This is a genomic window from Asticcacaulis sp. YBE204, from assembly GCF_000495855.1.
In the GTDB taxonomy this organism is placed as follows: domain Bacteria; phylum Pseudomonadota; class Alphaproteobacteria; order Caulobacterales; family Caulobacteraceae; genus Asticcacaulis.
Genome location: NZ_AWGF01000005.1, coordinates 252,316 through 263,593 on the forward strand (window position 1 = coordinate 252,316; position 11,278 = coordinate 263,593).

Sequence of the window (11,278 nt, forward strand, 5' to 3'; positions counted from 1 at the left end):
CTACAGAATGGATTTGCGGGTTTGCGGCTGAGGCGTCGCGGCGGCGGCCTGAGTCAGGGTGCGGATGACGGTGCGCCGCGCCAGATCAATCTTGAAGTCGTTCTGGCCCTGGCCCTTCGCGTCGTGCAGGAGGGCGGTGGCGAAGCGGCTGAACACCGCCGCATCGGGCATCTGACCGACCATTTCGGCCTCCAGCGCCTCGTTGCGCCACGGCTTGTGCGCCACGCCGCCAAGCGCCACGCGGACGTCGGTGATGCGGTCGTCTTCAAGCGTCAGGGCGGCGGCGACCGAGACCAGCGCGAAGGCGTAGGACAGGCGGTCGCGCAGCTTGAGATAGGAATAGTGGGTGTCGAGGCGCGTCGCCGGAAGCTCGATATGGGTGATCAGCTCGCCGTGCCGCATCGTGTTGTCGAACTGCGGCGTCTCTTCCGGCAGGCGGTGGAAATCGGCAAAGGCGATGATCCGCGCGCCGTCCGGGCCTTCGACGTGGACACGGGCGTCGAGGGCGCGCAGGGCGACGCACATGTCGGACGGATGGGTGGCGATGCAGGCGTCGCTGGCCCCGAGGATAGCCAGATTGCGGTTGACGCCGCCAATGGCCCCGCAGCCCGAGCCCGGCTCGCGTTTGTTGCACGCGGTCGCCGTATCATAGAAGTAGTGGCAGCGCGTCCGTTGCAGCAGGTTGCCGCCGGTCGTCGCGGCGTTGCGCAACTGCGGCGAGGCCCCGGCCAAAAGAGCGCTGCTGAGGAGCGGGTAACGGGTTTCGATCAACGGGTGCCAGGCCAGATCGGCATTACTGACCAGAGCACCGATCTTTACGCCACCTTCGGCAGTTTCTTCGATATCGTGCAGGGGCAGACGGTTGATATCGACGACGCGCGACGGCCGAGCGACCTCGTACTTCATCAGGTCGACAAGATTGGTGCCGCCGGCCAAAGCGCGCGCATCCGGTACGGCGTTCAGGGCCGCGATGGCTTCGCCAATGGTCGCGGGGCGGACGTAATCGAAAGGCCTCATTTCGAGGCCTCAAGTACGGCTTCGACCGCGTCGGCGATGTGGGTATAGGCTCCGCAACGGCACAGATTGCCGCTCATATATTCCCGGATATCCTCGCGCGATTCGGCTCGGCCCTCATTGAGCAGGCCGATGGCCGAACAGATCTGGCCCGGCGTGCAGTACCCGCACTGGAAGGCGTCGTGATCGAGAAAGGCCTGCTGAACCGGATGCAGGATCGGTCCGTCAGCGAGACCCTCGACGGTCGTGATCTCTGCGCCGTCGCGACTGACGGCGAGGATCAGGCAGCTATTGAACCGCTTGCCGTCGATCAGCACCGTGCAGGCGCCGCATTGCCCGTGGTCGCAGCCTTTTTTGGTCCCGGTCAGATGCACGCGTTCGCGGAGGAAATCGAGGAGGGTCACCCACGGCGGTATGTCCGCCGATGTCGAATGACCGTTCAGCGTGAATTGGACCTGCGTCACCTGAGTCTCCTGATGCCCTTTTGAGCGGCGAGCCTACAGAGAAGCGCTCAGCGCGGTGATGCGTTTCGAAGGCTGGAAAATAAACGCGACGCAAAGAGCGCCGGGTCATCCTCTGGCTCCGTGAAAAGGTCAGGTGAAGGCGGTCTTCGGGATATGGGTGATCCGGCACGCCAGGTCGGCCTCGCCCGAGGCGACGATATAGACCTCGCCCCCGTCGGCGATGCCGGTCGTAAAGACGACGTCCCTCAGATACATCTGGTGCTCGATGGGTTGCGTCAGGTCGGGCGCGGCCTCCAGAATCGCCTCTTTACCGGTCTCAATCGTCCGGCTTGGGTCATCCTTGTTCAGAAGCGACCAGTAGGTGCGGTAGATGCCGACGATTTCCTTAGGTTCGACGCCGTGCCACAGGGTCAGCCAGCCCTTGTCGGTCAGGATCGGCGGGGTGCCGCCGCCCATGCGTTCCATGGTAACGGCGCCCGAATGGGCGCGGATGCCGGGCTTCTCATACGGCTTCCAGTGCAGGGCATCGGGCGATGTCGCCAGATTGATCGACGGCCCGGCGCGCCACTCGCTGCCCGGCGGATAGGCGAAATAGAGCGAGCCCAGCGGCCGGGTCTGCGCCCAGTATTTGCCATCGATCAGGCCTTCGAAGATCAGCATGTCCTTGTTCTGATGATCCATCACCATGCCCTCGAAGACCCAGTCGAGGCCGTCGGTCGAGCTGTAGAGACAGGTCGAATGCCGCTCCGGGCTGACCGAGCAGGTGGTCATCAGCCAGCGGTCGCCGACTTGGCTGATCCGGGCGTCCTCGACGCCGTAGCACTGAAAGCTGAATTGCGGCTGGATCGCCTTGTCGTAGTGCAGGGCGACGATATCGAGGCCGTCGGGCGTCAGTTCGACCGGCAGTAGCCACGACAGGGAGGTGAGGGCCATGACCTTCCACGCCCCGCCGTGTAAGGTGAACTTGCGCGGGTCGGCGGTGTCGGCGCGATCTACCGGCCAGGCGTCGAGCCTGTAGCGGTCATCGGCCCAGCGAATGGCGTGAACGTGACCGTTGACGATGGGCGTGCGCAGCGCTTCGGCCACCCGCACCATCATCAGCAAATTACCGTTCGGCAGGCGCAGCAGGCCTGGATTGAAGACCCCTAGAATATAGGTCTCGGCGTTAAGATGTCCGGCCAGCGGCGAGCGGGACAGATCGATGTCGTCGGGCACCAGAACGAGTCGGTCTATGTCGAATTTCATGCTGTATCACCGGATGCGCCATGGCACGCGATGCGCGCGCCGGATCTGCGACAAGCTGCCTGTGATGGCATAAGCGCAAAATTCGACTAAGACCGCTGTTTGCAAGCTTAACGTACGATCGAAGTCTCTGCGAACGCTGAAATAGCGGCATTGTAGTCCTCAAACCGTTCCAGAAAGCCCATGTGATTGGCGTCTTCGACCTTCAGCAGACTGCCGTGAGGTGCCATGGACGCAATGGTTTCACTGGCCTCCACCTTGGTGACGAGATCGACCCTGCCGCCGATTGCCAACACGGGCACGGATGTGTCAACAAGCGCCTGGCTGGCGTCCCAGTGGAACATTGAAAGATTCCCTAAGGCCTGCGCGCCCGGGGAATTGCGGGTGCTGAGGAGCGCTGTGTGTTCAAGCTGACAATGGGTCACGCTGGAGCCGAAACCGATGCGGTTCGTCAGATGCGACATGCCGTTAAAATAGCTTTGCCAGCCGCTCAGCCAGGCCAGGGGCGTTAGCCACCGCGTTAGGACCATCATCGGCTCGATCAGGGGCTTCTGCAGCGCCAGCATCAGCTTGGGCAGAATCATGGTTTTGAGGGGGTTAGTATAGCTCGTATTGAGTAGGACGACCCCCGCGACCCGTGCTTCATAGAACGCCGGGTAGTCGCGTGCCAGCGTCTGGGTGGTCATCCCGCCGATGCTGTGGCTGACCAGTACGACCTTCTCATACGACATCTGTTCGATAAGATGTTTCAGGTTGACGGCAAAGGCGGCCAGGTTGACGCCGTCATCACCAGGCTTCGATAGCCCCATGCCGGGAAGATCCCAGACAACCACCCTGTAATCGGCGGACAGGTCCTCCTTGGCGTATCCCCAGATCGTACTGTCGAGCCCCCAGCCATGAGTCAGGATGAGAACAGGTGCTGCTTTAGGCCCGTGGGTCTCGACATAGAGCGACGCCCCATTGATGCCCTCCATCTGCGCCCCGTTGCTGCGGTCTGTATTCAGGTGCCGGCGGTCGGGGCGAGACAAAAAAGGTTTCAGGATCATCCCGCCGAATGCCGACCAGGCAAGCAGACCCAGAGCGGTCCACAGGCGCCAGTCTTCCCTGACGCGGATAAGGTCCCCGTCGACCATTCTCAGCCATTCACCCTCGTACCAACTCCATCCCAGATAGATGAGGGCGGCAAGCAATAGCCATGAAAATAGGGAGGTGAGAAAGCGCGTAAGGAGAACGAGAGGCATGGTGTGTCCTGAACTACGGTTAGGCGGCCAGATGGCGGGGCGCGTTGGCAGGGCGAAGAAGGTGCAGAAAGTGCCCGCAGTGCAGAAAGCGAAGGGTTTGGAACAAGGCGGCGGGGTCGTGCATCATGGTGTCATGTGAGGTCGGCAAGACGATATGATCAGCCATGCCCTCAAGTTTGGTGCGTCCTACGCTGATTTTGCCGTCGTGCGGGGGCGGAACGAAAAACAGCGGCAAAAGGTCGAGCGAGACGCACCCCGCGATGACGCCGAGTTCGTAATCCACGTGTCTCGGCAGACGCGCCGCGAAGCCATCCGTGCCGGTTCCCGATTGATAGGCGGCAGGTCCAAACAGAAAACGAAAGATCGGATTCCGGCGAAACATTTCCAACGTTTCGCTCCCCTCTAGCCCGGGAGCCTGCATGACCACTCGGCCAAGATTGGCGGGGCGATGGATCTGCAGATAGGCGTGAAGCAAAACGCCACCCAGCGAGTGGGTCACGAAATGAACCTTGTCGTTGCTTAAAGTTAGGTCGGCGATCTGCGGGGTAACATGGTCGGCGATCAGGGTCTCGATGGGCGCTCGTGTCGAGGGGTAGATAATGTGGGCAACCCCATAACCCGCAGCCCTTGCCGCCTGGGCAACGGATCGCATGTGGAACGGTGTTTCCGCCAGGCCGTGGATTAAAACGACCCGTTCATTAATTCGCGTCATATTTCTACAATTCCCCTAATAACGTGAACATTATTGGGTTCAGTATAAAGAATATATGCGGACTAAAAATATTATAACTTATGTATATAAATAAAAAGATGATGCGTTTAACTGAATTTATTGAAAATCGCATTGACCTGTGTGCGCCTTAGGTGGGCTTATGCAGCACATTTACGCACCGAGCAGGGTTATCATGTCAAAAAGCAAAGTAAAGCAACCGGCAAGCGTCAGTCCTGAAGTCATGCCTGAAGTTGTAGGCGCAGGGGGCGAAACGCATCAGCAAGCCATAGCGGGTTCGCCGATCCTGACGACCGAGCAGGGTATGCCCGTCTCCGACAATCAAAACGCTCTGCGCGTAGGCCTGCGCGGTCCGATGGCGATGGAAGATCAGGTCTATCGTGAGAAGATGTTCCACTTCGACCACGAGCGCATCCCTGAGCGCGTGGTTCACGCGCGCGGTTATGGCGCGCATGGCTTTTTCGAGACCTATGAAAGCCTGTCCGACGTGACCTCGGCGGATATTTTTCAGCGCGCCGGTGAAAAGACGCCGGTCTTCACGCGCTTTTCGACGGTTGCCGGTAATAAGGGCTCGTTCGATCTGGCCCGCGACGTGCGCGGGTTTGCCGTCAAATTCTATACGAAGGAAGGCAACTGGGACCTGGTCGGAAACAATATTCCGGTCTTCTTCATTCAGGATCCTATGAAGTTCCCTGACCTTGTCCACGCTGCCAAACAGGAGCCGGACCGCGACTTTCCGCAGGCGCAGACAGCCCACGACAACTTCTGGGACTTCATCTCCCTGATGCCCGAATCCATGCACATGATCATGTGGACCATGTCGGACCGGGCCATCCCGCGCGGTTTCCGCTTCATGGAAGGCTTCGGTGTCCATACCTTCCGCATGGTCACTGCCGAAGGCAAGTCGACCTTCGTCAAGTTCCACTGGAAGCCGAAGCTAGGCCTTCAGTCGGTCGTGTGGAACGAAGCCGTCAAGATCAACGGCGCCGATCCCGACTTCCACCGCCGCGACCTGTGGAACGCCATCTCGAAGGGCGACTTCCCGGAATGGGAACTGGGGCTGCAACTGTTCGACGAGGACTTTGCCGACAGCTTCGATTTCGACGTGCTCGACGCGACCAAGCTCATCCCCGAAGAGCTGGTGCCGGTGAAGATCGTCGGCCGACTGGTACTCGACCGGATGCCAGACAACTTCTTTGCCGAGACCGAGCAGGTGGCCTTTTGTACGCAGAACATCGTGCCGGGCCTCGACTTCACCAACGATCCGCTGCTGCAGGGGCGTAATTTCTCGTATCTCGACACGCAGATCAAACGTCTCGGCGGACCGAATTTCACGCACTTGCCTATCAACGCCCCGAAATGCCCGTTCGCACACTTTCAGCAGGACGGCCATATGGCCTTCCATAACCCGAAAGGCCGCGTGAACTACGAACCCAATTCGTGGACCCCGGCGCTGGGGGCCGATCCCGGACCGCGCGAAACGCCGATGGGTTTCAAGACCTTTCCCGAAGAGGCGTCGGGTGCCAAGCTGCGCATACGTCCGGAGAGTTTCGCCGATCACTATAGTCAGGCGCGCCAATTCTATCTCAGCCAGACCCAGATCGAGCAGGGCCACATCCAGAACGCGCTTATCTTCGAGCTCAGCCGCGTCGAACGCCCGGATATCCGCCTGCGCGTCGTCTCGCATCTGCTGAACATCGATCCCGACCTGGCCTCACAGGTCGCCAGCGGGCTGGGCATTTCGGAGTTGCCGCAACCGGCGCCCGCCGCCGTGCCGACCCTGGCCGATCTGCTGCCGTCGGATGCCCTGAGCATTCAGAAGCGTAACCTCGGCATATTGACCGGCCGCAAGCTCGGTATCTTCGTCACCGATGGCGCCGACGCGGCACTGGTCAACGGCCTGACAGCCGCAGCGACCAAGGCCGGGGCGGTGGTCGAATATATCGCCCCCACGATCGGCGGCGTCGAACTGAGCGATGGCACATGGTTGGCGGCGCAGTACAAGATCGACGGCGGGCCGTCGGTGCTGTTCGACTTCGTGGCGGTCCTTGCTTCGGCCAATGGCGCGGCGCGGGCGGCCAAGGTTCCGGCGGCCAAAGACTTTGTGTCGGATGCGTTTTCGCATTTCAAGTTTCTGGCCTATTCGCCCGAAGTCAAACCCTTGCTGGTCAAGGCCGGGATCGCCGAAGATCTCGATGAAGCCTGTGTCGAGCTGACATCGGCAAAATCCGTCAAGACCTTCATCGAGGCCTGTAAGGACATCCGCCACTGGACGCGCGAAGCCGGGCTGATGGAGGCCATGAACGGCGGCACGCCCTGATCACAAGGAGCCGTCGCCACCTTTTCCAGACCCGACCCGGTGAATGCGGACCGGGTCGCTGACTGATGCACGTCTCGTGGTCAGTCCCCGACACGCATACTTAGAGGAAGCCGACATGAGCGACGAACAAAGCCAATCGCAGAACCAGACTCCCTTTGAGGAGAACAGGCTGACGCCGCAGGCCGGGCCGGTCGATGGTGATACCGAAACCACGCCTTCCGCCGACCCGCTGGCCGACATTCCGACGAACGGTGAGGATCAGCCCGTGGGCACCGATCCGGCCGATATCGACGGTGAGGATGACGCGGAAGAGGGTGCCGATTCCGAAGACGACCTCGAAGAGGAGTAGAGGGCCGCAGAGGTCCGTGCCCCTGAACCCGTACTGATAATTTTCTAACGCTTAAGACCCGAGAGCCGAATATTTTATTCGCTCAGGTCTTCATAATTTGCCGTCCCCCACAACCCGAATGGAGCTTTCCAATGCCCAAGATCAAAACCCTCGAAGAAGCCTTTGTCCACGAACTGTCGGACATCTACAGCGCCGAAAAGCAACTGACCAAGGCCCTGCCGAAGCTGGCCAAGGCCTCGACCAATCCCGATCTCGCGGCGGGCTTCACCACCCACCTCGAAGAAACCCAGGGCCAGATCGAACGCATCGATCAGATCGTCGACGGCCTCGGCATCAAGCTGAAGCGAATCAAGTGTCTGGCCATGGAAGGCCTCGTCGCTGAAGGCGCTGAAACGATCGAAGAAATCGAAAAAGGCCCGGTGCGCGATGTCATGCTCATCGCCGGCGCGCAAAAGGTCGAACACTATGAAATCGCCTCCTACGGCGCCCTGATCGCTATCGCCGATCAACTCGGCTATTCCGATGCCTCCAAGCTCCTCGCCGAGACTCTGGTCGAGGAAAAGGCTACCGACGAAAAGCTGAACGGTCTGGCTATCTCCGACGTCAACAAGGCCGCCCTTTCGGCCGCAGCCGACGTTGAGCCGGCTGAATAATATCCAGTGCACGCCTGGGCCCCGCTCGTCCGAGTGGGGCCTTTTTTCCATTCCGAGGCTCCGATGACAGTTGAAACCACACCCTTGCGCGGAAAGCGCGTTCTGGTCACCGGCGGCACGACCGGCATCGGCCGCGCCACGGTGGCGCGTCTGGTCTCGGAAGGGGCACGCGTCGTTACCTTCGGACGGCACCAGAGAGAGCTTGAGGATGCGCTGGCCCACGCCAGGACGGAGGCGAAGGAGGGTGGCGAAGTCTTCGGCCTGACGGCGGACGTATCGACGCGCGAAGGGGTGGCGGCAGCGTTTCATGCGGTGGATACGCATCTGGGTGGTCTTGATATCCTGATCGCCAATGCCGGTCTGGCCGCTGCCGGCGCGCAGGACATGCCGGATGACGACTGGCGCGAAGCGGTCGAAACAAATTTCCTCGGTTATATTGCCAGCGCTCGCGAAGCCCTACTGCATTTCGAGACGGCGGGCGGCGGGCATATCGTCCTTGTTGGCTCGATCAGCGCCGAATCCCAAGGTGCTGGTAGCAGCGTTTACGCAGCCACGAAAGCCGCGGTCGAGACCTATGCAAAGACCCTGCGCAAGGAAGTCATGGAACGAAACGTCAAGGTGACCCTGGTGGAGCCCGGCTCGGTCGGCGCCGACATGCAGGAAAAGAGCCCGGAAGAACAGCGCGAGGCCATCGCTAAAAACGAGATGCTTTATGCCGAGGAGCTGGCCGACACCATCGCCTTTGCCCTGACCCGCTCGCACCGGACCGACGTGACGGTTCTACGCGTCGAGCCTCTGGTGCAGAAGGGACATTGACGGTGCGGACAAGGCGGCTCAGGCGGTGGCTAGTCATCGGACCGGCCCTGGCTCTGAGCCTCCCGCTGAGTGCATCGCATGCCCTGCCGTCGGCGGATATCGAAACGATTTTGGTGACAAGCCTCTGTGGACCAAAATCGACCTCACCATAGAATTTTGAGGTGACGCTTATGGCCAAGCACCCTAAATCGGGACCGAATGTGCCCGGCTTTTCGTCCGAGACCCTGTCGGTCAAAACCGACCTCGCCGAGAAACCCAAGTCGATCCATAGTCTCCGCATCGGTGGCGTAAATATTGATCTGTGCCCCGGACGCGACACGATTTGGATCATCGCGCGCCGCGAGGGGAAGGGCGGGGTCGTTTTGCGCACCAATCCGTGGCCAGGCCCCTATGTTTTGAAGGTGAAGGAAACGTCCGATGCGCGTATCGTGCTGGACGTGACGGCCAGCGCCGGGACGTGGACCCTCGAGATCGCGGTGCTGGACGACAAGGTCTTGCGCGTCAGGGTCAGTCTGACGCCGGTTACCGATCTGCTGCTCGCCTTCTGGCCGCGCGATCTGTATGTTATCGATGCCGAAGACGATCCCACCAAGGCTGTTGGCAAGGTCGAGGCGGCCCAGCGTGGGGTCAATGGCGGACTCTGCTATTTTAGCGTCAAGGACCCCGGTTTCGGGTCGGTGCTCTATGCCCAGAACCTGACGGCGCTCAACCCCTATTTCAAGGCGACCAAAACCAAGCCGGACGGCGTGGTCGGCGGCCACTGGCCGTCGTTGGGGTATCAGCCGCCGACCTCACCCATGGGCTATGCCCCGCCGGAATATCCGCTCGCGGCGGGAGAAGAGATCGTCGTGTCCGACGCCCTTCTGGCCTTTCGCCCGGACTGTGCGCCGGACGAGATACAAAGCGCGCGCTACTTCGTCGAAATGCTGGTGGAAATCTATCCCCATCTCGACAAGCCCGAGGTCGAATTCCACGACTGGATCGACCGGTCGCGGCGCACGATCAAAGACCTGAGCGAGTCGCCACAGGCCCGGATCGAACACTACGGTCACACCTATCTGCACCCCTATACGGACGCCGAATATCCCGACAGCATGGTGCAGCTCAGCGTGCTGGCCTCCTTACGCGAATGGGAGCTGACGCAGGGTGCCGTCGAGCCGCTCTCCGCGGAATTGTCGGCGGGGCTGGGCCGGTTTTTCGATAAAAAGCTTGGTACGATAAGGCGTTACCTGCCCAATGTCGGGGACGACAAGGATGCCGACGCGGTCGATTCGTGGTATCTGTTTCACCCCCTGATGAACCTAGCGAGATTGGCGAAGGCTGGAGACGCTAATGCAGAAAAACTGTTCCGCGACTCGCTCGACTCCACCGTCAGATCGGCGCAGCATTTCGATTACGTCTGGCCGATCCAGTTCAACATCACCGATTTTTCTGTCATCACCGAAGAACGCAGTCCGCAGGGCCGCGGCCAGACCGACGCGGGCGGTCTCTATGCCTATGTCATGCTACTGGCGTTCGAGATCACCGGCGAAGAGACCTATCTCGACGAGGCGAAAGCCGCGCTGAAGGCGCTGGAGGGTAACCGGTTCAATCTGGCCTACCAGACCAATCTGACGGCATGGGGCGCGGTCGCCTGCCTCAAGCTATGGCTGAGGGACCGGCAGTCGGGCTATCTCGATCAGAGTTTCGTTTTCATCGCCAGCTTCCTGCACAATTGCGAACTGTGGGATTCCGACATTGAGCACGCGCAATATTATACCAATTTCTTCGGCGTCACCTGCCTGCACGATGCGCCCTATATGGCGGCCTACGAGTGTTTCGAGACCTTCGCCGCCTTCGACGAATATCTGAGGCTGGGCTATGACGACATCCCGCCCGCGGCCAAGCTGTTGCTGTGCGAATACCGTCGCTTCGCGCAGGACATGACCTGGTATTTCTATCCCGACGCCCTGCCGGAAGAGGCGGTGGCCAGGGACGATATCCGCAATGGCTACAACGATCGCGCCCTGTCCTTTCCCCTCGAAGATCTCTATGGCGACGGTCAGCCCGCCGGTCAGGTGGGACAGGAAATCTACGGCGCCGGGGGTGCGTTTATCTTCGCCGCACGGGCGTTCAACGAATGCGGCGACAAACCCTTCCGCCTGTTCTGCGATTACCCGACGGAGGTAACGTTGACCGACGACGGCGGTCTGTGTGTCAAATTACAGGGGCCGGTCGGACAGGCGGGGCGTCTGCGTTTGCTGCGGAAAGCCCGACGCACCCTACCGAAAATGAAGGTGACTCTGGCGCACACTGAAATCGAGGCCATCGCGCGCGATAGCGACAAGGATTACCACGACTATGAAGTGCCGGCAGACGTCTTGCTTATTATCCATTCAGCTTAGAAACATGCCATGACCGATACCCAGACCCGTACGCGCCTTAGAAACTCCCAGATCGCCAAGGCATC

General features: G+C 60.5%; 10 protein-coding genes. 5 read left to right on the forward strand and 5 right to left on the reverse strand.

The genetic code is table 11. The annotated features are described in order from the left end of the window. The 5 genes from AEYBE204_RS30590 to AEYBE204_RS30605 all read right to left on the reverse strand — a co-directional run bounded on the left by AEYBE204_RS30590 (position 1) and on the right by AEYBE204_RS30605 (position 4,673). A complete protein-coding gene (locus AEYBE204_RS30590) occupies positions 1-1,017 on the reverse strand; it encodes a xanthine dehydrogenase family protein subunit M (RefSeq protein ID WP_023462341.1) in 1,017 nt (338 codons plus the stop codon). After that, complete coding sequence (locus AEYBE204_RS30595) at positions 1,014-1,478, reverse strand: (2Fe-2S)-binding protein (protein WP_023462342.1); 465 nt, start codon at positions 1,476-1,478, stop codon at positions 1,014-1,016. The genes AEYBE204_RS30590 and AEYBE204_RS30595 overlap by 4 nt, the downstream gene beginning before the upstream one ends. A 129-nt stretch (positions 1,479-1,607) precedes the next feature. Beyond that, positions 1,608-2,723 carry a glycosidase gene (locus AEYBE204_RS30600; protein ID WP_023462343.1) on the reverse strand — a complete coding sequence of 372 codons (1,116 nt, stop codon included), beginning with the start codon at positions 2,721-2,723 and terminating at the stop codon, positions 1,608-1,610. 107 nt (positions 2,724-2,830) lie between these two features. Further along, positions 2,831-3,961: an alpha/beta fold hydrolase gene (locus AEYBE204_RS0120305; protein WP_023462344.1), complete on the reverse strand. Its 1,131-nt coding sequence runs from the start codon at positions 3,959-3,961 to the stop codon at positions 2,831-2,833. A gap of 19 nt (positions 3,962-3,980) precedes the next feature. Continuing rightward, on the reverse strand, positions 3,981-4,673 hold the full coding sequence (locus AEYBE204_RS30605) for an alpha/beta fold hydrolase (protein ID WP_023462345.1): 693 nt from the start codon (positions 4,671-4,673) through the stop codon (positions 3,981-3,983). Positions 4,674-4,914: 241 nt separating this feature from the next. On the opposite strand from AEYBE204_RS30605, the gene AEYBE204_RS30610 reads away from it, so the two are divergent. From AEYBE204_RS30610 to AEYBE204_RS30630, 5 genes are all read left to right on the forward strand, one after another. Then, on the forward strand, positions 4,915-7,011 hold the full coding sequence (locus AEYBE204_RS30610; RefSeq protein ID WP_023462346.1) for a catalase: 2,097 nt from the start codon (positions 4,915-4,917) through the stop codon (positions 7,009-7,011). A 115-nt stretch (positions 7,012-7,126) separates the two neighbouring features. Further along, positions 7,127-7,360: a hypothetical protein gene (locus AEYBE204_RS30615; RefSeq protein ID WP_023462347.1), complete on the forward strand. Its 234-nt coding sequence runs from the start codon at positions 7,127-7,129 to the stop codon at positions 7,358-7,360. Positions 7,361-7,491: 131 nt separating this feature from the next. After that, positions 7,492-8,013 (forward strand): ferritin-like domain-containing protein, encoded by a 522-nt coding sequence (locus AEYBE204_RS30620; protein WP_023462348.1) that lies wholly within the window; start codon positions 7,492-7,494, stop codon positions 8,011-8,013. Between the two features lie 63 nt (positions 8,014-8,076). Continuing rightward, positions 8,077-8,829: an SDR family oxidoreductase gene (locus tag AEYBE204_RS30625; RefSeq protein WP_023462349.1), complete on the forward strand. Its 753-nt coding sequence runs from the start codon at positions 8,077-8,079 to the stop codon at positions 8,827-8,829. A 170-nt stretch (positions 8,830-8,999) separates the two neighbouring features. Continuing rightward, the gene (locus AEYBE204_RS30630; protein WP_023462350.1) at positions 9,000-11,213 is read left to right on the forward strand and encodes a hypothetical protein; all 2,214 of its coding nucleotides are present in this window, start codon (positions 9,000-9,002) and stop codon (positions 11,211-11,213) included. Positions 11,214-11,278 lie beyond the last annotated feature (65 nt).